The organism is Amycolatopsis sp. PS_44_ISF1 (assembly GCF_032335455.1).
Taxonomy (GTDB): Bacteria; Actinomycetota; Actinomycetes; order Mycobacteriales; family Pseudonocardiaceae; genus Amycolatopsis.
Genome location: NZ_JANUXO010000001.1, coordinates 2,249,318 through 2,273,228 on the forward strand (window position 1 = coordinate 2,249,318; position 23,911 = coordinate 2,273,228).

General features: G+C 71.3%; 30 protein-coding genes and 1 tRNA gene. 18 read left to right on the top strand and 13 right to left on the bottom strand.

The annotated features are described in order from the left end of the window. Positions 1-38 precede the first annotated feature (38 nt). The 3 genes from NYF13_RS10255 to NYF13_RS10265 are packed head-to-tail and all read right to left on the bottom strand — an operon-like array spanning position 39 to position 2,010. Positions 39-671 carry a class I SAM-dependent methyltransferase gene (locus NYF13_RS10255; RefSeq protein WP_315655871.1) on the bottom strand — a complete coding sequence of 211 codons (633 nt, stop codon included), beginning with the start codon at positions 669-671 and terminating at the stop codon, positions 39-41. After that, positions 668-1,354, bottom strand: a complete 687-nt coding sequence (locus NYF13_RS10260) for a DUF2064 domain-containing protein (RefSeq protein WP_315655874.1) — start codon at positions 1,352-1,354, stop codon at positions 668-670. Before NYF13_RS10260 ends, NYF13_RS10255 begins: the two co-directional genes overlap by 4 nt. Beyond that, positions 1,351-2,010: a glycosyltransferase family 2 protein gene (locus NYF13_RS10265; RefSeq protein ID WP_315655876.1), complete on the bottom strand. Its 660-nt coding sequence runs from the start codon at positions 2,008-2,010 to the stop codon at positions 1,351-1,353. Before NYF13_RS10265 ends, NYF13_RS10260 begins: the two co-directional genes overlap by 4 nt. A gap of 154 nt (positions 2,011-2,164) precedes the next feature. On the opposite strand from NYF13_RS10265, the gene NYF13_RS10270 reads away from it, so the two are divergent. The 3 genes from NYF13_RS10270 to NYF13_RS10280 are packed head-to-tail and all read left to right on the top strand — an operon-like array spanning position 2,165 to position 5,332. After that, entirely contained in the window at positions 2,165-3,577 is a 1,413-nt protein-coding gene (locus NYF13_RS10270; protein WP_315655878.1) for a hypothetical protein, read from the top strand. A gap of 7 nt (positions 3,578-3,584) precedes the next feature. Continuing rightward, entirely contained in the window at positions 3,585-4,283 is a 699-nt protein-coding gene (locus NYF13_RS10275; protein ID WP_315655880.1) for a response regulator transcription factor, read from the top strand. Continuing rightward, positions 4,283-5,332, top strand: coding sequence for a HAMP domain-containing sensor histidine kinase (locus NYF13_RS10280; protein ID WP_315657298.1), 1,050 nt, complete (start codon positions 4,283-4,285; stop codon positions 5,330-5,332). Before NYF13_RS10275 ends, NYF13_RS10280 begins: the two co-directional genes overlap by 1 nt. Positions 5,333-5,340: 8 nt before the next feature. Here NYF13_RS10280 and NYF13_RS10285 read toward each other — a convergent pair whose 3' ends face one another. Both NYF13_RS10285 and NYF13_RS10290 read right to left on the bottom strand, forming a co-directional pair. Continuing rightward, positions 5,341-6,174, bottom strand: a complete 834-nt coding sequence (locus NYF13_RS10285) for an MBL fold metallo-hydrolase (RefSeq protein WP_315655882.1) — start codon at positions 6,172-6,174, stop codon at positions 5,341-5,343. Positions 6,175-6,227: 53 nt separating this feature from the next. Then, entirely contained in the window at positions 6,228-7,289 is a 1,062-nt protein-coding gene (locus NYF13_RS10290) for an NAD-dependent epimerase/dehydratase family protein (protein ID WP_315655884.1), read from the bottom strand. 124 nt (positions 7,290-7,413) lie between these two features. On the opposite strand from NYF13_RS10290, the gene NYF13_RS10295 reads away from it, so the two are divergent. Together NYF13_RS10295 and NYF13_RS10300 are read left to right on the top strand one after the other, a co-directional pair. Continuing rightward, a complete protein-coding gene (locus NYF13_RS10295) occupies positions 7,414-7,914 on the top strand; it encodes a MogA/MoaB family molybdenum cofactor biosynthesis protein (protein WP_315655886.1) in 501 nt (166 codons plus the stop codon). 48 nt (positions 7,915-7,962) lie between these two features. Further along, positions 7,963-8,130, top strand: a complete 168-nt coding sequence (locus NYF13_RS10300) for a hypothetical protein (protein WP_315655888.1) — start codon at positions 7,963-7,965, stop codon at positions 8,128-8,130. 3 nt (positions 8,131-8,133) lie between these two features. Here NYF13_RS10300 and mscL read toward each other — a convergent pair whose 3' ends face one another. From mscL to NYF13_RS10320, 4 genes are all read right to left on the bottom strand, one after another. After that, a complete protein-coding gene (gene mscL, locus NYF13_RS10305) occupies positions 8,134-8,547 on the bottom strand; it encodes a large-conductance mechanosensitive channel protein MscL (RefSeq protein WP_315655890.1) in 414 nt (137 codons plus the stop codon). Between the two features lie 80 nt (positions 8,548-8,627). Then, positions 8,628-9,296 carry an SAF domain-containing protein gene (locus tag NYF13_RS10310; RefSeq protein WP_315655891.1) on the bottom strand — a complete coding sequence of 223 codons (669 nt, stop codon included), beginning with the start codon at positions 9,294-9,296 and terminating at the stop codon, positions 8,628-8,630. Between the two features lie 117 nt (positions 9,297-9,413). Continuing rightward, complete coding sequence (locus NYF13_RS10315; RefSeq protein ID WP_315655893.1) at positions 9,414-9,764, bottom strand: FmdB family zinc ribbon protein; 351 nt, start codon at positions 9,762-9,764, stop codon at positions 9,414-9,416. Between the two features lie 221 nt (positions 9,765-9,985). Beyond that, positions 9,986-10,612, bottom strand: coding sequence for a 5-formyltetrahydrofolate cyclo-ligase (locus tag NYF13_RS10320; protein ID WP_315655895.1), 627 nt, complete (start codon positions 10,610-10,612; stop codon positions 9,986-9,988). A gap of 24 nt (positions 10,613-10,636) precedes the next feature. On the opposite strand from NYF13_RS10320, the gene NYF13_RS10325 reads away from it, so the two are divergent. The 5 genes from NYF13_RS10325 to NYF13_RS10345 all read left to right on the top strand — a co-directional run bounded on the left by NYF13_RS10325 (position 10,637) and on the right by NYF13_RS10345 (position 14,676). Next, positions 10,637-11,542, top strand: coding sequence for a UTP--glucose-1-phosphate uridylyltransferase (locus tag NYF13_RS10325; RefSeq protein WP_315655897.1), 906 nt, complete (start codon positions 10,637-10,639; stop codon positions 11,540-11,542). Beyond that, positions 11,539-12,828: a gephyrin-like molybdotransferase Glp gene (glp, locus tag NYF13_RS10330; RefSeq protein WP_315655899.1), complete on the top strand. Its 1,290-nt coding sequence runs from the start codon at positions 11,539-11,541 to the stop codon at positions 12,826-12,828. The genes NYF13_RS10325 and glp overlap by 4 nt, the downstream gene beginning before the upstream one ends. 12 nt (positions 12,829-12,840) lie before the next feature. Then, a complete protein-coding gene (locus NYF13_RS10335; protein ID WP_315655901.1) occupies positions 12,841-13,500 on the top strand; it encodes a GNAT family protein in 660 nt (219 codons plus the stop codon). Positions 13,501-13,675: 175 nt separating this feature from the next. Beyond that, positions 13,676-14,530 carry a gephyrin-like molybdotransferase receptor GlpR gene (gene glpR, locus NYF13_RS10340; protein WP_315655903.1) on the top strand — a complete coding sequence of 285 codons (855 nt, stop codon included), beginning with the start codon at positions 13,676-13,678 and terminating at the stop codon, positions 14,528-14,530. A 73-nt stretch (positions 14,531-14,603) separates the two neighbouring features. Next, positions 14,604-14,676 (top strand) — tRNA-Ala (locus tag NYF13_RS10345). A gap of 115 nt (positions 14,677-14,791) precedes the next feature. On the opposite strand, the gene NYF13_RS10350 is transcribed toward NYF13_RS10345, so the two are convergent. Beyond that, on the bottom strand, positions 14,792-15,394 hold the full coding sequence (locus tag NYF13_RS10350) for a hypothetical protein (protein WP_315655905.1): 603 nt from the start codon (positions 15,392-15,394) through the stop codon (positions 14,792-14,794). Between the two features lie 212 nt (positions 15,395-15,606). Here NYF13_RS10350 and NYF13_RS10355 point away from each other — a divergent pair, with 212 nt between their 5' ends. The 5 genes from NYF13_RS10355 (at position 15,607) to NYF13_RS10375 (ending at position 19,814) form a co-directional block, all read left to right on the top strand. Further along, the gene (locus NYF13_RS10355) at positions 15,607-16,128 is read left to right on the top strand and encodes a hypothetical protein (RefSeq protein WP_315655907.1); all 522 of its coding nucleotides are present in this window, start codon (positions 15,607-15,609) and stop codon (positions 16,126-16,128) included. Further along, positions 16,125-16,715: a DUF3558 domain-containing protein gene (locus tag NYF13_RS10360; protein ID WP_315655909.1), complete on the top strand. Its 591-nt coding sequence runs from the start codon at positions 16,125-16,127 to the stop codon at positions 16,713-16,715. The genes NYF13_RS10355 and NYF13_RS10360 overlap by 4 nt, the downstream gene beginning before the upstream one ends. Before the next feature lie 1,199 nt (positions 16,716-17,914). Then, the gene (locus NYF13_RS10365; RefSeq protein WP_315655911.1) at positions 17,915-18,064 is read left to right on the top strand and encodes a hypothetical protein; all 150 of its coding nucleotides are present in this window, start codon (positions 17,915-17,917) and stop codon (positions 18,062-18,064) included. A gap of 9 nt (positions 18,065-18,073) precedes the next feature. After that, on the top strand, positions 18,074-18,820 hold the full coding sequence (locus tag NYF13_RS10370; protein ID WP_315655912.1) for an ESX secretion-associated protein EspG: 747 nt from the start codon (positions 18,074-18,076) through the stop codon (positions 18,818-18,820). A 94-nt stretch (positions 18,821-18,914) separates the two neighbouring features. Beyond that, positions 18,915-19,814 carry an oxidoreductase gene (locus NYF13_RS10375; protein ID WP_315655913.1) on the top strand — a complete coding sequence of 300 codons (900 nt, stop codon included), beginning with the start codon at positions 18,915-18,917 and terminating at the stop codon, positions 19,812-19,814. 39 nt (positions 19,815-19,853) lie between these two features. Here the strand turns inward: NYF13_RS10375 and NYF13_RS10380 are convergent, their stop codons facing one another. Both NYF13_RS10380 and NYF13_RS10385 read right to left on the bottom strand, forming a co-directional pair. Continuing rightward, a complete protein-coding gene (locus NYF13_RS10380) occupies positions 19,854-20,357 on the bottom strand; it encodes a VOC family protein (protein WP_315655914.1) in 504 nt (167 codons plus the stop codon). Positions 20,358-20,373: 16 nt separating this feature from the next. Continuing rightward, positions 20,374-21,336: a LysR family transcriptional regulator gene (locus tag NYF13_RS10385; protein WP_315655915.1), complete on the bottom strand. Its 963-nt coding sequence runs from the start codon at positions 21,334-21,336 to the stop codon at positions 20,374-20,376. Between the two features lie 84 nt (positions 21,337-21,420). Between NYF13_RS10385 and NYF13_RS10390 the strand changes: the two genes are divergently transcribed. The 3 genes from NYF13_RS10390 to NYF13_RS10400 are packed head-to-tail and all read left to right on the top strand — an operon-like array spanning position 21,421 to position 22,756. Further along, a complete protein-coding gene (locus NYF13_RS10390; protein ID WP_315655917.1) occupies positions 21,421-22,032 on the top strand; it encodes a hypothetical protein in 612 nt (203 codons plus the stop codon). Further along, positions 22,029-22,379, top strand: coding sequence for an SgcJ/EcaC family oxidoreductase (locus NYF13_RS10395; protein ID WP_315655919.1), 351 nt, complete (start codon positions 22,029-22,031; stop codon positions 22,377-22,379). Before NYF13_RS10390 ends, NYF13_RS10395 begins: the two co-directional genes overlap by 4 nt. After that, positions 22,376-22,756 carry a VOC family protein gene (locus NYF13_RS10400; protein WP_315655921.1) on the top strand — a complete coding sequence of 127 codons (381 nt, stop codon included), beginning with the start codon at positions 22,376-22,378 and terminating at the stop codon, positions 22,754-22,756. Before NYF13_RS10395 ends, NYF13_RS10400 begins: the two co-directional genes overlap by 4 nt. Before the next feature lie 372 nt (positions 22,757-23,128). On the opposite strand, the gene NYF13_RS10405 is transcribed toward NYF13_RS10400, so the two are convergent. Next, positions 23,129-23,863, bottom strand: coding sequence for a DUF2786 domain-containing protein (locus tag NYF13_RS10405; RefSeq protein ID WP_315655923.1), 735 nt, complete (start codon positions 23,861-23,863; stop codon positions 23,129-23,131). Positions 23,864-23,911: the final 48 nt, after the last annotated feature.

The following is a 23,911-nucleotide window of genomic DNA, read 5'->3' on the forward strand; positions in this document are numbered from 1 at the left end:
AGAGTCCTCGGGCGGTGGCGCGGGGGCTTCCCGGTCCCTCACGTCCGCTCCAGGCGGGCGAACCAGCGGTGGCCGCGGCTCGCGGTCCAGCTCACCTGGAAACCGGCGCGGGAAGCGACCTCCGCGATCGCGTCCGCGCCGACCCAGGCCCAGGTGAACCAGGTTCCGGCGGGGTTCGGGCGGAGCCGGACGTGGTCGTGGCGCAGCCCGTGGCCGGGCGGATCCAGCTCGACCACCGCGTCGCCGCCCGGGGCCAGCAGGGCGCCGATCCGCGTCAGCAGCGCGACGGGGTCTCCGCCGATGCCGATGTTGCCGTCGGCCAGCAGCGCGTGATGCCACCGGCCTTCACCGGGCAGCCGGTCGAAAACGTTGCGCAGCAACGCCACCCCGCCACGCTGGCGCGTCAGCCGGACCGCCGTCGGGGAGCTGTCCACACCCAGCGCCGCGACCCCGCGCTCGGCCAGCGCCGTGGTGAGCCGGCCCGGGCCGCAGCCGATGTCCAGCGTCGGGCCGGTGCACGCGTCGAGCAGCACGGTGTCACCCGGGCCGCAGCCGTCCCTCCAGCGCTCGACGGGCAGCTCGATGCGGTCGCCGTTCTTCAGCTCCAGCCAGCAGTGCCGGCCGAGCAGGCCCTGGTCGAACTCGCGGCCGTGCGTCAGCTGCGCGGTCATCGGACGGCCGCCGTTCCCGTGACGGCCCCGACCGCACGGGCGAACCGGCGGCCCGGCCTCGTCGCCGCGACCCGTTCGGCATCGGCCATGGTGTCCACATCGGACAGTACGACCAGCGTCCCCGGCTCCGGCCCCGCGGCGGAGAGCGCGCGGCGGGTCAGCTCACCGGTGTCGTCCTGGGACATCGGCACGTCCACCAGCACTTCGGAACGGCGCGGGTCGCGAAGCCCCAGCGCCCACCAGCCGCCGTCTTCGGCTCCGCCGAGCACGGCGTCGTGCGTACCGGCCAGCACCGGTTCGATGGCCGCCGCCAGGAGCTCCGGCGTCACCTGCGGAGTGTCCATGCCGATCTGCAGCACGGGCAGGCCGGCGTGCACGGCCGCGGTGTCGGCGTGCGCGTTGGCGAGCCGCTCGCCGAAGCTCCAGCCGCGCTGCGCGATCACGGTCGCCCCACGCAGGGCCTGGCCGATCTCCTCGCCGCGAGTGGCCGCGCCGAGGTCACCGGTCATCGCCACGACCGGCAAGGCGCCGGGAGTGGCGGACACGGCCTCCAGCGTGTCGAGCAGCGCCGCCGCCGCGATCTCCGCAGCCTGTTCCGGGGTGGCGGGCGGGCACAACCGGGTCTTGGCGAAACCCGGGACGGGCGCTTTCGCCACCACCAGCAGGCAGAACCGGTCGCTCATCGGGCCAGCACTTTCCCGAAGTCGCGGACCGCGCGCAGCGTGCCCCGCAGCGAACCCGACACCTTCGACTTGGTGCCCTTCGCCCGTTCGCCGTAACCGACGTCGAACTCCTGTACCCGCCAGCCCGCCCGCTGTGCCTTGATCAGCAGCTCCAGCGGGTAGCCGAAGGCGCGATCGGTGACGTCGAGGTCGAGCAGCGCCCGCCGTCGCACCGCCCGCAGCGGCGCGATGTCGCGGACCGGCAGCCCACGGCTGCGCAGCAACAGCGACAGCACCGCGTTCCCCGCTCTCGCGTGCCACGGCCAGACCCCGCGATGAGTCGGCACCCGGCGGCCCACGGCCAGGTCGGCGCCCGCGTGCACGGCGGCCACTAGCCGTGGCAGGTCGGCCAGGTCGAGCGAGCCGTCCGCGTCGGCGAAGCACACGATGTCCGCGGTGGCGGCTTCGAGGCCGGTGTGCACCGCCGCGCCGTAGCCGCGCCGAGGTTCGCTGACGACCTTCGCCCCCAGTCCGGCGGCCACCTCGGGCGAGCCGTCTTCCGAGCCGTTGTCGACCACGATCGCGCGGTACCCGGACGGCAACACGGCCAGCACCGCCGGCAGGGCGCCCGCCTCGTCGAGGCAGGGGAGTACGACGTCTACCTGAAGATCGCTCACAGGGCGTACCGTAGGTCCGGAGTGGAGGGCCCAGAGGCTTTACGCTGCTTACGGTTTCCTGACACCAACCGGAAGAGTGACAAGTTCTTACCGAGTTCTCACGGCTCGTCGCCCAGCCCCGCGCGCCCGCGCCCGCGAAGCTACCCTGCCAGGGATGAGCGAGTCGACTTCTGCCGCTCGGCTCGCCGAGCCGCCTGCGTCCGAACCCCCCGCCGGCTCCCACCGCGGCCTGCGGCCCGACCTGATCGCGGTCGGCCTGGCGGTGCTGCTCATCGCCGCGGCCGCGGCGGTCGGCCTGTACTACAACCGCCCGAACTCCGGCGTGGTCATCTACGCGTCGACCCCGCCGCTGTTCGCCCTCTGGATCCCGCACGTGGGCCCGGGTTCGGTGTTCGCCGTGCTGATCGCCGCCGGTACCGTGCTCTGGGGCCCGGCCGTGGCGGCGCGCCTGCCCTGGCGGCTCACCCTCACCATCGCGTACGTGGCCTCGCTCGCCTGGATCTTCTCCCTCGCGATGGTCGACGGCTGGGCGCGTGGGTTCACCGAGCGGCTCACCACCCCGCAGGAGTACCTGCACGAGGTCCCCGGCATCACCGACATCCCGCAGTTCCTGCGCGAGTTCTCCTCCCGGATCCTCGACTTCCAGCCGCACTCCTGGACCACCCACGTGTCCGGCCACCCGCCGGGCGCCACCCTCGTGTTCGTCTGGCTCGACCGCCTCGGCCTGCAGGGCGGGGCGTGGGCGGCCACGGCCGTCGTGCTGATCGGCTCGCTCGCCGCGGTCGCGGTGCCGGCCGCGGTCTCCCTGCTGGGCCGGCCGGACGCCGCGCGGATCGTGCTCCCGTTCGCCGTCCTCTTTCCCGGCGCGGTGTGGATCGGCGTCTCCGGTGACGGCATGTTCACCGGCGTCACGGCCACCGGGGTCGCGCTGCTCGCCCTGTCCGCCAACGGTTTCAAGCGTGGCCGCGCCTATGCGGTGCCGGTCGGGTTCGGCGCCGGCGTCCTGCTCGGCTTCGGCATCTTCCTGTCCTACGGCTTGGTGCTGCTGGGCCTGGTCGCGCTCGCGGTGGCGGTCGTCGGCGGCCAGTGGCGGGCGGCGGTGTCGGCCATCGTCGGGGCCCTCGCTGTGGTCGCCGTGTTCGCGCTGGCCGGGTTCTGGTGGGTGGAGGGCTACCACCTCGTGGTCGAGCGCTACTACCAGGGCGTCGCGCTGGTCCGGCCGTACTCGTACTGGGTGTGGGCCGACCTCGCGGCGGTCGCCGTCGCCGCCGGACCGGCCGTGATCGCCGCCGCCCGCCGTGGCGTGACCGGGGCCTTCCTCACCCAGCCCCGGCGCGAACTGCTGCGCGACCCCCTGCTGCTGATCGGCGTGGCGGCGCTGGTCACCATCCTGTTCGCCGACCTCTCCGGCCTGTCCAAGGCCGAGACCGAGCGGATCTGGCTGCCGTTCGCGGTGTGGCTGCTGCCGATGACCGCCCTGCTGCCGGTGCGCGGTCGCCGCTGGTGGCTGGCCGCGCAGGCGGTCACCGCGCTCGCGGTCAACCACATCCTGCTGACGAACTGGTGAGGTGAGCATGGACGATCAGGCCGGCCGCGTTCTCGTGGTCGATGACGACGAGACGGTGCGCGACGTCGTCCGCCGCTATCTCGAGGTCGCCGGCTTCACCGTCGACGTGGCCGGGGACGGTGCCGCCGGGCTGGCCCTGTTCGCCGACCGCGAGCCCGACCTCGTGGTGCTCGACGTGATGATGCCGGGCATCAACGGCCTGGAGGTCTGCCGCCGGTTGCGCCAGATCAGCCAGGTGCCGATCGTGATGCTGACCGCGCTGGGCGAGGAGGAGAACCGCATCGCCGGCCTCCAGCTCGGCGCCGACGACTACGTCACGAAACCCTTCAGCCCCAAGGAACTCGCGCTGCGCGTGGCTTCGGTCCTGCGCCGCGCCCGGATGCCGCGGCCGGCGCCGCCCGCGGCCGAGCTGGCCGACGGCGAGCTGCGCCTGCAGATGACCGCCCGCCAGGCCACCCTCGCCGGCGCCGAGCTCCCGCTCACCACCCGTGAGTTCGACCTGCTCGCGTTCTTCCTGGCCCACCCCGGAGTCGCCTTCTCCCGCTCGGACTTGCTGGAGAAGGTGTGGGGCTGGGACTTCGGCGACCAGTCCACGGTTACCGTCCACGTGCGACGGTTGCGCGAGAAGATCGAACGCGACCCGGCCAAGCCGTCGAAGGTCGCGACCGTGTGGGGCGTCGGCTATCGCTACGACCGGGGTCAATGATGATCGAATCCGGCGAATCGTTCCGGGGCATGGTTTCGCACGTCCTGAACATCCTCCCGCTCGCCCTGCTGTTCGCCCTGCCCGTCGCGGCCCTCGGCGGACTGGCCCTCTACTTCCTGCGCCGGCGCGCGCTGGCCAGCACCCTGACGGTGCTCGTGCTGGTGCCGGTGGCCGCCACGCTGGCCGGGGTGCTCGGCATCAGCGGATTCATGTTCACCCCGGCCCTGACCACCATGCTGGTCGTCTGCCTGCTGGTCGCGTTGGTCACGGTGCCCGCCGCGATCATGCTCGGCCGGGTGATCGCCCGCCGCAGCGTCTGGGAGCGCGAGGCCCGCGAACGCGAGCGCGCGGCCGAGCAGTCGCGGCGCGAGCTGGTCGCCTGGATCAGCCACGACCTGCGCAGCCCACTGGCCGGTATCCAGGCCATGGCCGAGGCCCTCTCCGACGGCGTGGTCTCCGAACGCAGCGAGGTCGCGGACTACGCGCACCGCATCAGCGGTGAGAGCACGCGGCTCTCGGGCATGGTCGGGGACCTGTTCGAGCTCTCCCGCATCACGGCCGGCGCGTTGCGGCTGACCATGTCGGCCGTGCCGCTGCGGGACGTGGTGAGCGACGCCGTGGCCGCGCAGTCGCCGGTGGCCGAGCGCAAACGCGTGCGGGTGCTGGAGAACGGTGAGGCCTGGCCGGTGGTGTCCGGCAGCGATCCGGAGCTCGCGCGGATCGTGCGCAACCTGGTGTCCAACGCCATCCGCCACACCCCGCCCGACGGCACCGTCGCCGTTCAGATCGACATCGACGGCGACCAGGCCCTGCTCGCCGTGGACGACTCCTGCGGCGGCATCCCGGACGACGAGATCGGCCGGGTCTTCGACGTCGCCTTCCGCGGCACCCAGGCCCGGACCCCCGAGCGCAGCGGTACCACCACCGGCGGCGGGCTCGGCCTGGCCATCGCGAAGGGGCTGGTGGAAGCCCACCGCGGCCAGATCGGCGTGCACAACCACGGCCCCGGCTGCCGCTTCGAGGTGCGGCTGCCGCTCGCCGCGTCCTGAACCCGTCCTCAGCCGGCGGGCACCGCCGACACCGGCTCGGCCACGCGGTCCGCGGTGATCCGGAAGAACTGCAGGCCCGGGAAGTGTGCGGGGGCGACGACCGTGTCGGTGCCTTCGACCTCTTGCAGCCACCGCTGGCGCGTGCGGTGGGTGAGCGACGGATCGGTATCGGAGGCAGACCGGATGCCGGGATCGGCCAGCTGCGCGGGCGTGTGCAGCACGTCGCCCAACAGCACCGCGCGCCTTCCCTCGGAGACGAGGTCCAGCACGTAGTGACCCGGGGTGTGCCCGGGCGCGGCCCGAGCGGTGATGCCCGGCGCGAGTTCCACGTCACCGTGCAGGGGGCGCAGCTGCCCGGTGGCGCGCACGGCTTCCAGGCTGATCCGCGTCCAATCGTGCCGTCCGGAGGTTTCCACCAGCTCCGCCCAGTCGGCCTCGCCGTAGACCACCTCGGCGTTCGGGAAGTACGGCACCCCGTGCGGGGCCACCCAGCCGACGTGATCGGCGTGCAGGTGGGTCAGGACCAGGGTGTCGATGTCCGCCGGCCGGACACCGGCCTCGGCCAGCGCCACGGGCAACCCGCCGCCCGAGCCCGTGACGCCGTCGGACTGCCCACCTTCGGCGAACCCGATCTCCCGCGGGCCGAATCCGGCGTCGACCAGGATCGTCCGCCCGCCGCCGCGGACGAGGTACGCGCCGGTCGGCACGTGGACCTTGCCGTCCGGCGCGATGGCGTCGGAGTGTCGCTCGGCGTCGAGCCCCGGGAAGAACGACGTGGGCAGCCGCAGCAGGCCGTCGGCCAGTGCGTGAATCTCGATGTTCCCCAGCTCGATGGACCGCATGCCCTCCACCAAGACCGGCCTGCCCGAGTTGATTCCGGGAAGTGACCTTCGTCTCAGCCGGCGACCGGTGCGCGCAGCTCCGCCGTCGCGAAAGCGGCGATGCCCTCCTCGAACGAGGTTTCGGCGGAAAACCCCAGCAGGTCCCGGGCCCGGGCCGGGTCGGCGACCACGTGCCGGACGTCGGCCGGCCGCGCGCCGCCGGCGACCCGCGGGGCCGGGCCCTCGCAGGCGCGGGCCAGCTCCGCCGCCAGCTCACCGACGGTGTGCGGCTGTCCGGAGCAGACGTTCAGCGGCACGATCTCGCCCTCCGGGCCCGCGGTCCGCAACGCCAGTACGTTCGCCCGGGCCACGTCGTGGACGTGCACGAAGTCCCGCTGCTGCTGTCCGTCTTCAAGCACCGTCGGCGCTTCGCCCCGGACCAGCGAGGAACGAAACAGCGAGGCCACCCCGGCGTAGGGCGTGTTCTGGGGCATCCTCGGGCCGTAGACGTTGTGGTAGCGCATCGCCCAGACCGTGCCGCCGGTCTGTCGCGCCCACGCGCCCGCGAGGTGTTCCTGCGCCAGCTTCGTCGCCGCGTAGGTACTCCTGGGCATCAGCGGCGCGTCCTCCGGTACGAGCCGCCAGCCGAGCTCCGCGCCGCACTCCCGGCAGGTGGGCTCGAACCGGCCCGCGTCCACATCGGACTGACGCCGCGGTGCCGGTGGCACGATCCCGTGGGACGGGCATTCGTACCGGCCTTCGCCGTAGACCACCATCGACGACGCCAGCACGAGTTTGCCGATCCCGGCCGCGTGCATGCCGGCCAGCAGCACCGCCGTGCCGTAGTCGTTGTTCAGCGCGTAGGAGGGCGCGTCGGACGGGTCGATGCCGTGCCCGACCACCGCCGCCTGGTGGCAGACCGCCTCCACGCCGTCGAGCAGCTCGGCGACCAGCTCCGGATCGGTCACGTCCCCCCGCAGGAACCGGTGCCGGCCGGTGTAGGCGGGGGGCACGGTGGAGCCGTGGGCGGTGGGCAGCAGGCTGTCCAGCACCACGACCTCGTCGCCCGAGTCGGCCAGCTGGTCGGCGATGTGGGAGCCGATGAACCCGGCCCCGCCAGTGATCAGTACACGCACTTCTCCGACGGTATTGCGGGTGGTGGACACCCGGCGCGGCCGAACCGGGCCACGTCACCGAATCGTCAGAAGTCACCGCGCCCCGCGGCGGCGCCGGAAAGCCCGAACCGGATACGGTGTCGGTATGGAACGGAGCGCACAGCGGCTGGGGCGGGCCCTCGTGGTGATCGTGGACGACCGGGTCGCCCACGGGGAGCACGAGGACAACACCGGGCCGCTCGTCACCGAGCTGCTCGAAGAGGCCGGGTTCATCGTCGACGGCGTGGTGGTGGTCGAGGCCGAGACCGCCGGCATCCGCAACGCGCTCAACACGGCCGTGATCGGCGGCGCCGACCTGGTGATCACCGTCGGCGGCACCGGGGTGTCGCCGCGCGATCGCACCCCCGACGCCACCTCCGGCGTGCTCGACCGGCCGATCCCGGGCATCGGTGAGGCACTGCGCGCTTCCGGCCTCGCCGCGGGCGCGGTCGACGCCGGGATCTCCCGCGGCCTGGCCGGCGTGTCCGGCAGCACCCTGGTGGTCAACCTGGCCGGTTCGCGCGCCGCGGTGCGCGACGGCATGGCCACGCTCTCCTCGCTGGTGCCCCACGTGATCGACGAGCTCTCCGGCCTCGACGAGGTCTAGAACCGGATCTCTCTGCAGTTGTCAACCAGCGGGTGGGACCATGGACCCATGCCGCGCGACGATCGACGGGACGCCCGGGCCGCACGCCGGCTCGACGAAATCTTCGGCGACGTGCTGCCCGAGACGACCTCTGACGAACGGGACGAGGGTGACCAGGACCGGGTCACCCCGGACTCCTGGTACCTCGAGAACCGGCCACCGCACCACGACCGGTGACGCTCAGTCGCCGGTGCGGCCGGTGGCGGACTGGGCCCGCAGCAGGTCGCGGATCTCCGTGAGCAGCTCCACGTCGGTCGGCTCGGCCGGGCCCGGCTCCTGGCCGCGCTTGCGCCGCTCCTGCAGGTGCTTGACCGGCAGCACGAACAGGAAGTAGACGATCGCGGCCACGATCACGAAGTTGATCGCCGCGTTGATCACGCTGCCGAAGTCCATGAAGGTGGACTGGTTCGGGCCGAGGATCCGGAAGCCGAGGCCGTCCGCGGCATTGCTGCCGCCGATGGCGTTGATCAGCGGTTTGATCAGGCCGGTGGTGAACGCCGTGACGATCGAGGTGAACGCGGCGCCGATGACCACCGCGACCGCGAGGTCCACGACGTTGCCACGCATCAGGAAGTCTTTGAAACCTTTCAGCACTGCCTCTCCTCAATGGCTGGGGCGGGGTTCAGCCGCTCGCTGCGATGGGCACGGCTTCGCCCGCCGGAAATCGGACCGGGCTAGCGGAGAGTAACCGTAACGGGCCGTTCCAGCGAAGTGGCGGCCACCTGTGTGGCCACGCTCACGGGCAGCGAAAGCAGCACCAGCGGACCCTGGGTGGACGGACCGGCGGCCCGGCCGCCTCCGGCTTCCGGACGGCTGACGGTGACCACCGCGACGTCCTCGGCCAGCACAGATGCCGGGTGCAGGGCGTCCGGTGCGGCCACGACGTCGACGTGCTGGCCGGACCGGAGCAGGTCCGCGACGCCCGCGTCGGCGAGCCGGACCGGCACCGACGCCCGGCCGGTCTCACCCGTACCGGGGATGCCGAGCACCCGGGCGTCGGTGAGGGGTTCTCCGGCCCGCGCGGCGCCGGTCAGCAGCCGTCCCACGGCCGTTTCGACGCTGCCGAGCGCTCCCTGCGGCCGGACCGGCTCCGGTAGATCGGCGAGCCTGAGGTCGGCGGCGCGCAGGGTGGCCCCCGCGGGCAGATCGCGGGCGGAGACGACCGTGGCCGTGCCGGGCGTGCCCCGAGCGGAGGCCGGGTGGATCAGAACGATCAGACCGGCCAGCAGCAGGGCGGCAGCGAGCCAGCGGCGGACGAGCCGGGCCCTTCGGCCGCGCAGCCGGCTCAGATCGGGCAGCGCGGGAAGGCGGCTGAGCAAGGTTTCCACGATCGTCCCCCTCATCGGTCTCCGTGCGGCTCGGGTGCCGCACGAAACCGACGTTAGGGACGGGGGCCGGGACGGCGAAAGGGGTGGATCCGCCGGCTGTGGACAACTGCCCCGATGTGGACGAACCGGGGGTCAGGAAGCGGCAGCAGTCGTTTTCGTCGTACCCGAGGAGGACGATGAGGAGGAGCTACCGCTGTCCGAAGAAGACGAGGAAGAGGACGACTTGGCGTCGGACTTCGATTCGGTCTTGGTTTCCGACTTGCTCTCGCTCTTCGCCGGCGTGGCCGAGGTGCTCGACTTGGCGGCGTCGCGGGAGTCGTTGCGGTAGAAGCCGCTGCCCTTGAACACGACGCCCACCGAGCTGAAGACCTTGCGCAGCGGGCCGGAGCACTGGGGGCAGACCGTCAGGCTCGCATCGGAAAAGGACTGCACTGCCTCGAACCGGTGGTCGCATTCCTTGCAGGCGTACTGATACGTGGGCACTGGTGCTCCTCCATGCGCTGGCACTCGTCCGACGAGAGTGCTAGCAATAGACGGTACCGGCGTATTCCCGCGCTGGTCAAACGTGGTATCGGCGCACGGCCGGGCTGCCCGTACGGGCGTGCTGCTCCGGGCCTGATCCGCGCCCGAAGGCCCCGGGCGCTGCTTCCAGGACGTGACGAAGGTAACGCCGTGGGTCGCCGTCAAGCTTCCCTGCGGCCATTTTAGAGGTCCGGATCCCGCGCGACGCTGTCCGGCGCCTCACACCGGGGCAGGCGGATCACGCCCGCCGGGGTCAGCGCGCCGTTCATCGGCACGTCGTGCGGCTGTCCCGGCAGCTGCTCCACCAGCTCGGAAGCCCGCACGACGGCCAGCAACAACGAGCGCGGGTCCGCGAAGACCAGCGAACGGTCGTAGTAACCGGCGCCGCGGCCCAGGCGGGTCCCCCGGCGGTCCACGCCGAGCGCGGGCACGAGGGTGAGTTCTGCCGTGGTCACCGCCTCGACGCCGAGCCGGGGACCGGCGGGTTCACGAACGCCTCGAAGCCGCCCCGGGACCAGCTCGCCGGCACCGGTGTAGACCGCCCAATCGAGCGGCCCCGGGACGTCGGGGACCACCGGCAGCAGCACCCGGGAACCGGCCTTGACCAGGGCATCGAGCAGCGAAACCGTGCCCGGCTCGGTACCGAAGGGCAGGTACGCGCAGACCGTCGGGGTGGCCACCGGCACGGCCGAGGCGGCCAGCGCGGCCGCCTCCTCGGCGTGCTCCGAACGGCTCAGCGAAGCCCGCGCCCGGAGAACCCGGGTACGCCACTCCGCCTTGCTCAGGTGCTCATTGCCCGGCGCCCGCATGCGACCAGGTTAGGCTTTGCGCCCATGACGGGCGCCGCATCCACCCAGACGTTCAGAACCGCCATCGTGCCTGCCGCCGGACTCGGCACGCGATTCCTGCCGGCCACCAAGGCCGTGCCGAAAGAGCTGCTGCCCGTGGTCGACACCCCGGGGATCGAGCTGGTCGCCTCGGAGGCGGCCGCCGCCGGGGCGACGCGGCTGGTGATCGTCACCTCGCCGGGCAAGGAAGCCGTGGTCAAGTACTTCGAGCCGCAGCCCGAGCTGGAGAAGACGCTCGAAGAGAAGGGCAAGACCGAGCTGCTGGAGAAGGTGCGTCGCGGTCCGGAACTGCTCGACGTCGAAGTGGCCATCCAGGAACAGGCACTGGGTCTCGGCCACGCCGTCGCGCAGGCCGAGCCGAACCTGACCGACGAGGACACCGCCGTCGCCGTGCTGCTGCCGGACGACCTGGTCCTGCCGGCCGGCGTGCTGGACCGCATGTCCGCCGTGCGTGCGCAGCACGGGGGCAGCGTGCTCTGCGCGTTCGACATCCCGAAGGAGCAGATCTCGCCGTACGGCGTCTTCGACGTCTCCGACACCGACGATCCCGACGTGAAACAGGTGCACGGGATGGTCGAGAAGCCGAAGCCGGAGGACGCGCCTTCGACCTACGCCGCGGCCGGTCGTTACCTGCTGGACCGGGCGATCTTCGACGCGCTCCGGCGCATCGAACCGGGCAGTGGCGGCGAGCTGCAACTGACCGACGCCGTGGCCCTGCTCATCGAGGAAGGGCACCCGGTGCACATCGTGGTGCACCGCGGTGGACGACACGACCTGGGGAATCCGGGTGGTTTCCTGCGCGCCGCCGTCGATTTCGCGCTCGAAACGCCCGACTACGGGCCATCGTTACGCGCGTGGCTGACCGAACGGATCAGGACCGAACGCCCATGACGGACTCCCTCGACGCCCCCCAGGCCGGTGAGAGCGCCGAGCCGGCCGAGGCGTCGGCGGAGTTTCGCTCCGTCGACGCGCAGATCGCGCTGACGCTGGACGCAGCCGTGCGCCCGCAGCCTGTACGCGTGGCGATCTCGGAGGCGCAGGGCTTGCTCTGCGCGGAAGAGGTCGTCGCGGAGCACGCGCTGCCCGGGTTCGACCAGGCCGCGGTGGACGGTTACGCGGTCCGCAGCGTCGACGTCCGCACGGCCGGGGAGGAGCCGGTGCAACTGCCCGTGGTCGGGGAGATCCCGGCCGGCTCACGGCAACCGCGGCGGCTGCAGCCGGGCCAGGCGGTGCGGGTCGATACGGGCGCGCCGCTGCCCACGCTCGCCGACGCCGTCGTGCCCACCGCTTACACCGACGGCCACCAGGCCAAGGTCACCGTGAACCGTTCCGTGCCTTCGGCGGGTTACGTGCGCCGCGCGGGCGAAGACGTGCAGATCGGTGACGTGGCCGTGCGCAAGGGCGACACGATCGGCGCCGCTCAGGTCGGCCTGCTCGCGGCCGTCGGCCGGGCGAAGGTGCTGGTCTACCCGAGGCCGCGGGTGTCGATCGTGTCCGTCGGCGACGAGCTGGTGGACATCGACCGCACGCCGTCGGTCGGACAGGTCTACGACGTCAACTCCTACGCGCTCGCCGCGGCCGCGCGCGATGCCGGGGCCGAGGTCAGCCGCGTCGGCATCGTGTCGAGCGAGCCGAAGCGGCTGCGCGAGATCGTCGAAGGCCGCCTGCTGATGTCCGAGATCGTGGTGGTCGCGGGCGGGGCCGGCGGCATGAGCGGCGACGAGGTGCACGCCGCGCTGTCCGAGCTGGGCCGCATCGACCTGACCCGGGTCGGCATGCACCCGGGTTCGGTGCAGGGCTTCGGCCGGCTCGGTCCGGACTCGGTGCCGACCTTCCTCATCCCGGGCAACCCGATGAGCGCGCTGGTGGTGTTCGAGGTGCTCGTGCGGCCATTGATCCGCGCTGCCCGCGGCACCCGCAACCCGCACCGGCGGATCGTCGGCGCGCGCCTGCTCTCGCCCGTCACTTCGACGAAGGGGCGACGTGGCTACCTGCGCGGTCAGCTCCTGCGTGACGAGGCGAACGGCGAATACCTGGTGCAGCCGCTCGGTACGTCCGGGGCCCACCTGCTGGCTTCGCTGGCGGAGGCGAACTGCCTGATCAACGTCGACGAGGACCTCACCGAGGTCGCGGCGGGCGAACAGGTCAAGGTCACCTTCCTCGCGCAGCGGGCGTAGCGGGGGCCCTCGGTGGCTCCCGTGACCTACCCGGTGGAGAGCCGGCATCCCGGCTGGCCGGGCCACCCCGGCCGGCTTCGGGTGCCGGCCGGGATCGTCGAGGTGCGCCCGGTGCGCCTGCGCGACGCCGGCGAGTGGAGCCGCATCCGGCTGCGCGACCGCGGGCACCTGGAGCAGTGGGAGCCGACAGGGATCGGTCCGTGGCCGGACCGCAACGCGTTCTGGTCGTGGCCTTCGCAGTGGGCGGCGCTGCGAGGGCTCGCGCGGAGGGGGCAGTGCCTGCCGTTCACGATCACGGTCGACGGAAGGTTCGCCGGCCAGATCACGGTGGGTAACGTGATCCGCGCCTCACTGCGCTCGGCCTGGATCGGGTACTGGGTCTCGTCGGAGATCGTGCGGGGCGGGGTGGCCACAGCGGCCGTCGCGCTCGTGACGGATCACGCCTTCGAAGCCGCGGGGCTGCACCGGCTCGAGGCCACCGTCCGGCCGGAGAACAACCCCAGCCTGCGCGTGCTGGTCAAGGCCGGCTACCGGCAGGAGGGTCTGTTCGAGCGGTACCTCGACGTGGCCGGCGCGTGGCGTGACCACCTCTGCTTCGCCGTGACGAAAGAGGAGATCGGCGACGGTCTGGTGTCCCGGCTCGTGTCGACCGGTCGCGCCGGTTACGCCTGACCGTGACGCTTCGTGGTGACTGCGGGTCGGGCTCCGATCACGCGTTACCACATACTGTGAGATTCACCTAATCCGGTGGCGGTTTTTCGTGATCGAAGTCGGCGAGTCTGCGCTTCCTGTGTGACTGTTGTGGCTAGCGTGACTACAGCAGAGGATTTCGGGGGAGGTGGCGGGGATGCCCAGTTCGGTGATCATCGTCGCGCTCGCCGCGGCGTGGCTGGTCGTTCTCGTGCCCATGGTGGCCCGGAAGCGCCAGCAGGTCGCGCGAACGCCCACCTCCGCGCTGGCCGCGCGGGTCGTGCGCAGCGGGAGCTCTCGCGACGAGGGACGGGAGAAGTTCGCCATGTCCGAGAATGCGAAGCCTTCGGTGGAGGAGGACCTCGCCGAGCTCGAGGCGGAGCTCGACGCCGACCTCGAAGAAGAGGAACCCGCGCCTGAGCCGCTGCCGCAGCCGGCCCGGGCGGTCCGGGACGAGCCGAGGCGCGAGCGCCGGGCGAGCTACCGACCCGGCCGCGGGGGGTTCGACCCCGAGGCGGCGGACATCGCCGCGCGGGCCAAGTACGCCTTCCGGCAGCGGATCGTGGTGATCCTGCTGGTGGTCGCGGTCGGTTCGGCCATCTTCGCGGGATTCGTGCTGCCCGTCGTGTGGTGGGGGCACGCTGTGGTGGACGTCGTCCTCATCGGCTACCTCGGTTACCTGCGTCGTCAGGTCCGGATCGAAAACGAGATCCGGCAGCGGCGGATGGCCCGCTACAGCGGTACGCGCACGGCTGAGCCCCCGCCGGTCAAGGTGCCGTCGGCCGGGCCCATCGCAGTGACCCAGCCCGCCGCGAAGCCCGAGCCGACCCGAGAGCAGGACGACGTCGAAGTGGTCGCCCCGCAGCGCCGCGAGATCGTGGAGCGCAAGCCGTCTCCGATGTCCCGCATCCGCCGCCAAGCCGTCGTGGTCGACCTGGACGACGAGGACCCGGCCTTCGAGGAGCTGGACGAGCCCGGAGCCAGCCCTTACCGGCGAGCCGTGGGGGAGTGACCCCCGCTGGCGGGTGCTCGTGGGGCGCTGATAAGCTCTGCGAGCACCAAGTAAGGGTCAACAGGTTTTGCCAGGGGCTGTAGCGCAGTTGGTAGCGCGTCTCGTTCGCATCGAGAAGGTCAGGGGTTCGATTCCCCTCAGCTCCACCGAAAATTTTACGATCCGCGGTTTATTTGCCCGGAAAACACCCTCTCGCTCTGCATCGGAGTGAGAGGGTTTTTGTTTGGCTGAGCCGCGGCAGTACCCGGTCGTGGGCCTCGGCTACGGCTCGTTGTCTATGGACGGCTCGATGGTCAGCGGGGCCGCAGATGTTCCTTCGAGCTGGTTGAAGTAGGTCATGGTGTGGTCGAGCTGCCTGGCCAGCCGCGGGATGTCGCTGGGTGGGAGGTAGGTGTCGGCGCCGGCGTCGAGAAGCCGGCGGACGGGGCCCTCGTAGCTGATTCCCAGTTCCTTGTCCTCGATCTCGGCGATGACCACCCGGGCTTGCGGGAAGGCTTGACGAAGGCTTCCGATCAGTTGCGGGCTGAGCGGCGGGATGAGCAGAACGTCCACGCTGGACTTGGGCGCCGAGTACATGTCCACGACGATGTATCCGGGGCCCAGCTGCTCGGACAGCGAGGTTCGGGCGGACTCGGACAACTTCGCGGCGGTGGCCACGACCGATACTTTTTCGTAGTCGGTGCCAACGTTGTCGGAGGCCGCTTCGGCTTGGGGTAGCTCGCGCGCGAAAGTTACTTTCGCGACCGTCTGCCCCTCTCGGGTGACCAAGATTTCTTCGCCGGGCAAGAGACTGTCGATGGCGGCCAGGAGGTCTGGGGAGAGGTGATCGGCGCTGACCCGCCGTGACGCCTTTCCGCGCCCCATCAGGAAACGAACCCGTCCGGGGCGATGGCGGTGGGTGGCATGGTCCGGATTCTGCCACGGTTCGCGGGGGCCTGGAGCGGCGTCGGACGGTCGTGCCGCGTTTGCGGCGTTTGGCCGGTGGGGGTGAGGCTGCGGTGTTCGGGGGACACAAGGTCGCGAGTTGGTTACCATCGGTTGGTTGTCGCAGCTGGGAGCCGCAAGGGGAGGGTGCAGTGGGGAACGGGCAGCAGCCGGCTGACGGTGGGGGCAGCGCGGCGTCGGCGCAGGAGCCGCCGAACCGGGCCGGGTACCTGACGCCGGAGGAGCAGGCGAAGCGGAAGGCTCAGGACGACCGCTACAACGAGGCCATGAATTCGGCCGGGGTGAAGGTCTACCAGCAGCGTCAGCGGGAAGACGCGGCGGCCAACGCGGCGGCCGCGGGCGGCTCGTTCGTCATGGACGCGGATGCGATGCGGGCCTTGCAACCACAGTGGCAGTCGATCGCCGACAAGCTCGGCAAGGCCGTTGACCTGGGGCGGCAGCTCTCCAGTGTGGAGAAGCCCGCCGAAGACGAGGGCAGCACCATCCAGAAGAAGGCCGCCGATGCGCACGCTGACGCCTACGTGGCGAACGTGAGGGCCCAGCAGCAGTATGCACAGGCGTACGCCAATCGGCTCAGGGATTCGATCGCGGCGTACGAGAAGCAGGAGCAGGCGGCTCGGGACGCTGTTCACGGGCAGGGGGGTCGACAGTGAAGCGGATCATCGTCGGGTCTGCGGCGGTGGGGCTGCTCGCGTTGGCGGGTTGTTCGACGTCGGCGAGTGATCAGACACCATCGGCATCGGCCGCGCCGTCGACGTCGGTTGTCAGCAAGCTGACCGCGCCGCCGGTACCGAAGCCCCTGGACGTGTCCAAGTTCGAGCAGAACCCCTGCGGCTTGCTCAGCCGTGATCAGGCCATGCAAGTCGCCAATCTGACGACCAGCGACAAATCCGAAGGCAACGTCGCACCGATCTGCACCTGGATGGACAGCGACCACAACCGGGTCACCGTCGGTTTCGTGCCCGGAAATGGCGGTCTGGCCACCGTTTACAAGAACCAGGACAACGAATCAGGGTACTTCGAAGTCGCGCCGGACGTCGAAGGCTACCCGGCCGCTTATTTCGGACCTCATGACGATCGCAACGATGGTGCCTGCCAGTCGGCGATCGGGGTCAGCAACGCCGAAGTCTTCACCGTCAGCGTGGACTTCCAGAGCTCGTCGGCGCACTATTCCGATCCCTGTTCGGTTGTGGTTCAGGCGGCTGGGGCCGCGATGACGACGGTGAAGGCTGGTGCGTGATGGCGTACTCCCCGCAGCAGATCATTGAGTTGGTGAAGCAGGGCAAGGGCCCGACCGGGATGTATTCGGGTGGGGACCAGTCGGGGCAGTTGTCCAAGCTGCACGAGGAGATCGCTGACGACATGCTGCGGCTGCAGGGGGCGATGCAGCAGCACTGGCAGGGTGACGCGGCGGGGCAGGCGTACGCCGGGGCCGGGCCGTTGGTGCAGGCGTCGCAGGTCAGCGGAGAGCACTTGACGCAGGCGCAGGGGCTGTATGCGGGGCAGGGGAGTTCGTTCAAGGACCTTCAGGGGAAAGTCGCCGCGGTCGGGGACTTGGGGAACAAACCCCAGGACGACTGGGTCAGCGACACGCCGTTGTCGTTCCTGTCCAACCGGTCGGACGAGATCGATGCCTGGAACCAAAAAGCGCAGCAGGTCGTCGACGGTTACAACACTTATCACGGGCAATCCACCGACAATTCCGGACGGTGGGCGGCGCCCTCGCAATACGGGGAGTTGGGATTGCCCCCGGGTGGGGCGGACGTCAAACCCGCCGAGGTCGGTGTGGGGAGCGGGAAGCAGCAGTCTGGGGTCGAGGCTGGTACGCAGCCCTCATCCGTGGCGGTCGGCGGCAGTGGGCGCCACGCGGTGGCCGACAGTGGTGGTGGTTCCGGGAGTGAGGTGGGGCAGTCCGGGAGGCACGGGGCCGGGCCTTCGGTGGGTCCGGGCGGGTCTGGGGACCCGATTTCGTCGGGTGGGTCGGGGACCTCGGTGAGGCCGGGTGGGTCCGTGGCCCCGGTGCCGGAGAGTGGGACGACCACGGCGGGGTATGTGCCGGCGGCGGCCAGCAACGGGTCCGGTGGTGCCGGGTTCACCCCGGGTGGGAGTTCCGGGGCGGGCGCCGAGGGGGTCGGGCCGGGTGGGTTCGGACCGGGTGGAACCGGACCGGGTGGGTTCGGGCCAGGTGGCGGCTACAGCCCCGGCTACGGCCCTGGCGGCGGGTTCGGTTCCGGCAGCGGGTTCGGTTCCGGCGGTGGGTGGGGGTCCGAGGGGTCGGGCGGGGGCTCGGGGGCCGGTCCGGGTGGCGGGGCCAAGGCTGGTTCCGGTGCAGGTGGGCTCGGTCCGGGGAAGGGCTCCGGCGTCGGTGGTCTCGGTGGTGAAGCGGGCTCGGGCGGACGGTTCGGCGGCGCGGCCGGTGGGGCCGCCCGTTCCGGGGGCATGGGGGTGGCCGGCGGGCCGATGGGCCGCGGCGGCCGGCGCGAGGAGGACTCCGAGCACAAGACCGCCGACTACCTGCTGGAGGCGGACCCGGACGACGCGCTGGTGGGCGAGCTGCCGAAGTCGACGCCGCCAGTCATCGGACTGTAGGGATCCGCGGTGCTGGTGATCGATCGTGAGCTGGTCCTGCCGGCGGACTGCCTGCGCTTCGGCGCGGAAGTGGCCGGAGTGTCGCTGCCGACCGCCCTGGCGCCGGATCCGGTGTGGCGGAGCCCGGACGAGGACCGGGCGCACCGGAACGGGGTCGAGGACCTGCTGGCCGAGCACGGCGTGTGGCGGGACGGGCGGTTGAGCGACGAGTTCCTGCGAACGATGACGGTGCTGGGCCGCGCGGACCGGGAGGTTTCGGCGACGGTGGAGGCGCCGGGCCGCCAGTACGCCCTGCAGGTCGCGGCCAGCGGCCGGGACGCGGTGCTGGCCTGCCACGTGCCGTCGGCCGGGAACGTGGTGCTGCGGCCGGCCCGCGCGGAGGCGCTGGCCGAGGACCTGGTGGCGGAGCTTCCGCAGGCGCAGCCGGGGGCCGGGCCGGCGCTGTCGGTACCGGAGTCGGATCTGCGTCAAGCGGTGAACGGCGCCTCGGCCCGGCGGGACGTGCGGCGGGTGCTGGAGATCATCGGGCTGCCCCGCTCGGGTGGTGGCCAGATCCACGCCGGTTGCCGTGACGGACTGGGCGGCCACCGGACCAGCGGTGGCAACTGCTGCACCTTCTACGACACCGGATACGGGCGGTACCTTTTTTCGTTCACCGAAGAGCCCGGTTGCGAACGGTACATCAACGTCACGCCCGGCCGTGCGGACGTGACGATCGACAAGACCTGCGAACTCCTGGACCAGGTTTGCGCGTAGCGGGTGCGCAATTCCGCGCATCGGAAACCCGCGTGCACCCTCATCCTCGCCCGTCGTGTTGATGAGGTGGTTTTCAGGGGCTACTTTGTGGCTCGTGGCTGCTTTCAGTGCTTCGGCGATTCCGTCCATGGCCGGCCAGACCGCGATCGTCACCGGGGCGAACAGTGGGATCGGGCGCGTGACCGCCCGTGAGCTGGCGGCCAAGGGCGCCCGCGTGGTGCTGGCCGTGCGTGATCCGGAGAAGGGCCGTCAGGCCGCCGCGACGATGACCGGCGAAGTCGAGGTCCGGCAGCTCGACCTCGCGGACCTCGCTTCGGTCCGCGCGTTCGCCGAGGGTTGCACCGAGCCGATCGATGTGCTGGTCAACAACGCGGGCATCATGATCCCGCCGCTGCGCCGCACCGCGGACGGTTTCGAATCGCAGTTCGGGACCAACCACCTGGGCCACTTCGCGCTGACGAACCGGCTCCTGCCGCGGATCCGGCGGCGGATCGTCACGGTCTCGTCCATCGGGCACCGAGCGGGCTCGATCGATTTCAGCGACCTCAACTGGGAACGCAAGGCGTACCAGCCGATGGCCGCGTACGGGCAGTCCAAACTGGCCAATCTGCTGTTCACTTCGGAGCTTCAGCGACGGCTCACCGAAGCCGGTTCGCCGGTGCTCGCGAACGCCGCGCACCCCGGGCTGTCGGCCACGAACCTGGTGCGGCCGGAGGGCCGGCCGCGGGTGCGGCAGTTCGTGGACGCGGCCGGGTTCAGCCTGTTCGGGCAGAGTGGTGACCAGGGCGCGCTGCCACTGCTGTACGCCGCCGTGGCCGACATCCGGGGCAACAGCTACGTCGGCCCGAAGCACCTCATGGAGCTCCGTGGCGCGCCGAAGCTGGTCGGCCGTTCGAGGCGGGCCCGCGATGCCGAGGTGGCGCGCCGTCTTTGGATGGTTTCCGAGGAACTGACCGGCGTGAGCTTCCCGGCGGATTCTCTTCGCTCCGCCTGACCCGCGGCGGCTGCGACTCGACGCTGCCGGGCATCGTGATCAGCGCGGGTCGGGCGCGAGCCGCGCGCAGGCGCCCAGGGTTTGCTCGCCGTACGCGGTGATCTCGGCGTCGAGGTCCAGTGGGCCGTTCTGGGACCGGCTCTGCTCGGTGAGCCGCTCGTGCGGGACCAGCCAGCAGACTTCGAACTCGAGCCCGTCCGGATCCTTGGCGTAGAGCGCTTTCGTGGTGCCGTGGTCCCTGGAGCCGACCAGGGCGCCGGCGGCTTCCAGGGATTGGGCGCACGTGCGGAGGTCGCCGAGGGTGGGGACCTCCCAGGCCAGGTGGTACAGGCCGACCTCGCCCCGGCCCGCGCGGCTGCCGGTGGCGTCGCCGATCTGGAACAGGCCGAGGTCGTGGTCGTTCGCCGACTCCGGGGCCTGCAGGAACGCCAGCTCGGGGGTCTGGTGGACCACGCGGAAACCGAGGACGTCGACGTAGAAGGCGGCGCTTCGGGCCGCGTCGCGGACCCAGAGGACGGCGTGGTTCAACCCGCGGATCGGCACAGGCGCTCCTTCGGTTTCACGGCCGGGCGAAGGTGGACCCTCCATGATGCCACCACTTCCGGTAGAACCCGGATTCCTCCACCAGGGCGGAGTAACCCGCCTCGATCCGGGCGCACAGCTCGTCCACCAGCGCGGCCACCGGCGAGTCCGTGCGCCAGGCCAGAAGCAGCTCGCGGTACAGCGGCGTCCCGGTGAGCGAGAGGGTCGCCAGGCCGGTGCGCGTGGTCCCGATCGGGTAGAGCAGGCAGATCCCGCGCCCCTCGGCGGTGAGTGAGAACGCCACGTGCGCTTCGGTGGTCAGGTGCGTGATGCGCTGGTCGAAACCGGCGGCCGCGCAGGCGCGGGCGAAGTATTCGTTCATCCGGCTGTCGTCCGGGTCCGGCATCACCCAGTTCTCGCCGGCCAGCTCCGCGAGCGGGATTTCTCCGCGTGCGGCCAGATCGTGGCCCTCGGCGACGCCGACGAAGATCGGTTCGCGCAGCAGCAGCCGGTGCTCGGTGCCCGGCGGCGGCGTCACCGGAAAGCCGGGGAACTGCCGCAGCACGGCGATGTCCAGCTCGCCCGAGCCCAGCAGGGCGGTCAGCGTGGCGGTCTCCCGGATCGTCCGGCTGGTCACCTCGCGCCGCGGCAGCGTGGCGGTGAGCGTGTTGACGAGCAGGCTGAACTGCTGAGCCGGGATGCCGCCGACCTTGACCGGCGCGCCCGTCTCTTGTTGCGCGTTGAGCCGCGCCGATCGTTGCAGGGACTCGAAGTGGCGCAACAGGCTCTGCGCGTCGCGGACCAGTTCGGTGCCCGTGTGGGTGGGCAGCACGCCCTCGACGGAGCGGACGAACAGCGGGCCGCCGAGCACTTCCTCGATGCGCTGGAGCTGCGTGGTGACCGCCGGCTGCGTCAGGTGCAGGCGAGCGGCGGCCCGGCGGAGGCTGCCCGCTTCGGCGATCGCGAGGACCAGTTCGAGATGCCGGATCTCCAGGCGCATGGGAAGACATTATCGCCGAATGCAATAGGGCCGTTCCCGTGACGATCATGGCCGCGGCCCGGGGCCCGCGGATACGTTCCCGGCGTGACGTCCACCGTGCCAGTCCCGATGATCGGGCCGGCCGCGCCCGAGGTGCTGTTCTCCGACGAGGTCCTGAGACAGTTCCTCGACGCCGCGGCCGTCGAATACGCCTCCATCACCCCGGAGGCGCCGCGACCCTGCTTCGGTGTGCTGCTGGGAGTGATCGCCGAGGACGCGCTGCTGGTCACGGACCTCGCGTTCGGCCGCAACGTCCGCAGCACCGATCCCGGGGCGCGCGCCGAATTCGCGGACGCGATCGTTCCGCGGTTCGGCTCGGCGTACGAAAACGAGGTGCGCGCGTGGTGGCTGGCGCCCGGGGACCTGCTGCGGATCGCGCGGGATGCGGACGCTCGTGGTCTCGACGTGCTCGGTTCGGTCCACCTGCACCCGGACTGGCACCGGCTCGGGCCGGAGTGCGAGCGCGGGCGGCCGTTGAGCGAGCGGCCGACGCCGATGGACTCCTACGTCTTCCGCAGCACGGGCTGGCCGCTGAACGTCGTCTGCTACCTGGAACGGCGGCACGGCGGCTTTTACTACACGCTCGCCGCGTGGGACGGTGACTGCTCGCCGCTACCGCTGCGGGTGCACACCCCGGCCGGGGCGGAGATCGCGTGATCCACGAACTGTGGCGGGCAATGGCGCGCGGCTGGGCCGAAGGTGACGCTTCGCTTTTCGCTTCCGTCTTCGCCGAGGACGTCGACTTCGTGACTGTGCGCGGTGAAGCGCTCTCCGGTCGCGAAGCCGTTGAAGCGGGCCACGCGCGCCTCTTCGTGACCGCCTACCGCGACACGACGTTGTCCGCGACGGTCGTCCTCATTCGGCCTCTCGCGCCAGGGCTTTCGCTGGTGCACGCGACTTCGACCATCACTCCCGCAGGCGTCACGACGCACGCCCAAGCGGTGGTCCAGGACCGCTCGATCCTGGCTTTCCACAACATGATCACGGAAGGACCCCGCCGATGACCCGGCCCCGGCTGCGCCACCTCGCCTTCGTCGTCCAGGACGCCGAAGGGATGGCCGAGTTCTACTGCTCGCAGTTCGGCCTGGAGCTGTTCCACACCGATCCCGACGGCAGCCGCTTCGTCACCGACGGGTACCTGAACCTGGCGCTGATCCAGCAGCAGCTCGACGGCGACGTGGCCACGGGCTTCAACCACTTCGGCTTCCAGGTGCCCGAGGTGGCGCCGATCGCCGGTAGGCTGGCCGCCGCCGGCCTCCCGCGCCCGGTGGTCCGGAGCGGCGACCGGCCGTTCGCCGAGTACCGCGCGATCGACCCGGAGGGCAACTGGTTCGACCTCTCGGAGCACGGGTTCCTGCCGCCGCAGCGGGCAGAAGGCTGAGCCGGATCCCTCGCCGAGGTACCCGCTCCAGACCCGAGGGGTGACGGGCATGGGACAGCCTCGTTCGCCAGGTCCGGTCACGCGGCCGAGTCCTTCGGGGATGATCCTTAGGCCGCTGCCCGGGGGTTATCCGTCCCCGGTACCGCCGTGCGGCTCGACCGGGCCGCAGCCCTGGATGGGTCCGGTTCCGCCTACGGCGCCGTACCTCAGCTCGACCCAGGGCAGTTCCCGCCGGGGCACTGTCTTCCGGTTTCGCTGCACCCCAGGGCAGCAATATCCCTCAGGACCGCAACATCCGCCGTACCATCAGCACCCGCAGTACCCGACCGGCCAGTAGCCCCGACCGCCCGAAGGGTCCACAATGGACCTCCGTCAGCGCACCGGTAAGGCCTGCCGCCTTCGCCCGAGCGCCGACGGGTCCAGGTTGGCGCGGGTGCCGGCCTGGTGGCCGTCGCGGTAGCCGGAGCCGGAAAGGCGGCGGGGGGTGGCGGAGCGCAGGTCGCCGTACTCCCGGTCGAAGGCGTGCTGGACCACGGCTGTGCGGTCGCGGACGACCAACTCGGCCGGGCGCTGGCCCGGGCCCGAGGGCCGGTGGTCGCGGGCGGCGCTCTCCTCCGCGCGGATCAGGCGCTCGTGGACGGCGCCGGCGAATCCGTGCAGCCAGGTGCGCCGGTACGCGGCGAGGGATTCGCGGAACACCCGGCCGTCCGGGCGGACCCGGCTGAGCTGGGTGCCGGCCTGCAGCAGCAGGCTGGTGAACAGCAGCTCGACCCGCGCGAGGTCGGAGCGGAACCCGAACACGGTGACGGCGACGACGCCCTGGCCCTCCCGGTGCAGAAGGGTGCGGCACCGCAGCGGGTACGCGACGTTCGTGAGCAGGCTGGCCTTGTCGCGGCTGTACGGGTTGTCGATCGGGATCCTGAGCACGGTGAGCTCGTCGGCGCTGCGGCCTTCGGCGGCCAGCATCGCGTTGTCGATCCCGTACCGGGCGATCAGCTCGGCCGCCTTGGTGTTGTACAGCTCGGCTTCGGCCTCGGTGACGGCCGGGTCCTCCGCCTTGGCGAGCAGCTTGCGGATGCGTTCGAGCTGGGTGTCGTGGTCGGGCATGATCCCCCTCTCCTGCTGGGCCGGGCCGGGGCGGCCGGCGTGGGGTAC

What these genes read in the sequence shown, in the direction of transcription:
- NYF13_RS10255 (WP_315655871.1), bottom strand. Translation starts at nt 671, where the DNA reads ATGACCGCGCAGCTGACGCACGGCCGCGAGTTCGACCAGGGCCTGCTC.
- NYF13_RS10260 (WP_315655874.1), bottom strand. Translation starts at nt 1,354, where the DNA reads ATGAGCGACCGGTTCTGCCTGCTGGTGGTGGCGAAAGCGCCCGTCCCG.
- NYF13_RS10270 (WP_315655878.1), top strand. Translation starts at nt 2,165, where the DNA reads ATGAGCGAGTCGACTTCTGCCGCTCGGCTCGCCGAGCCGCCTGCGTCC.
- NYF13_RS10275 (WP_315655880.1), top strand. Translation starts at nt 3,585, where the DNA reads ATGGACGATCAGGCCGGCCGCGTTCTCGTGGTCGATGACGACGAGACG.
- NYF13_RS10280 (WP_315657298.1), top strand. Translation starts at nt 4,283, where the DNA reads ATGATCGAATCCGGCGAATCGTTCCGGGGCATGGTTTCGCACGTCCTG.
- NYF13_RS10285 (WP_315655882.1), bottom strand. Translation starts at nt 6,174, where the DNA reads ATGCGGTCCATCGAGCTGGGGAACATCGAGATTCACGCACTGGCCGAC.
- NYF13_RS10295 (WP_315655886.1), top strand. Translation starts at nt 7,414, where the DNA reads ATGGAACGGAGCGCACAGCGGCTGGGGCGGGCCCTCGTGGTGATCGTG.
- NYF13_RS10300 (WP_315655888.1), top strand. Translation starts at nt 7,963, where the DNA reads ATGCCGCGCGACGATCGACGGGACGCCCGGGCCGCACGCCGGCTCGAC.
- NYF13_RS10310 (WP_315655891.1), bottom strand. Translation starts at nt 9,296, where the DNA reads ATGAGGGGGACGATCGTGGAAACCTTGCTCAGCCGCCTTCCCGCGCTG.
- NYF13_RS10320 (WP_315655895.1), bottom strand. Translation starts at nt 10,612, where the DNA reads ATGCGGGCGCCGGGCAATGAGCACCTGAGCAAGGCGGAGTGGCGTACC.
- NYF13_RS10325 (WP_315655897.1), top strand. Translation starts at nt 10,637, where the DNA reads ATGACGGGCGCCGCATCCACCCAGACGTTCAGAACCGCCATCGTGCCT.
- glp (WP_315655899.1), top strand. Translation starts at nt 11,539, where the DNA reads ATGACGGACTCCCTCGACGCCCCCCAGGCCGGTGAGAGCGCCGAGCCG.
- glpR (WP_315655903.1), top strand. Translation starts at nt 13,676, where the DNA reads ATGCCCAGTTCGGTGATCATCGTCGCGCTCGCCGCGGCGTGGCTGGTC.
- NYF13_RS10350 (WP_315655905.1), bottom strand. Translation starts at nt 15,394, where the DNA reads ATGGGGCGCGGAAAGGCGTCACGGCGGGTCAGCGCCGATCACCTCTCC.
- NYF13_RS10365 (WP_315655911.1), top strand. Translation starts at nt 17,915, where the DNA reads ATGGGGGTGGCCGGCGGGCCGATGGGCCGCGGCGGCCGGCGCGAGGAG.
- NYF13_RS10385 (WP_315655915.1), bottom strand. Translation starts at nt 21,336, where the DNA reads ATGCGCCTGGAGATCCGGCATCTCGAACTGGTCCTCGCGATCGCCGAA.
- NYF13_RS10400 (WP_315655921.1), top strand. Translation starts at nt 22,376, where the DNA reads ATGACCCGGCCCCGGCTGCGCCACCTCGCCTTCGTCGTCCAGGACGCC.
- NYF13_RS10405 (WP_315655923.1), bottom strand. Translation starts at nt 23,863, where the DNA reads ATGCCCGACCACGACACCCAGCTCGAACGCATCCGCAAGCTGCTCGCC.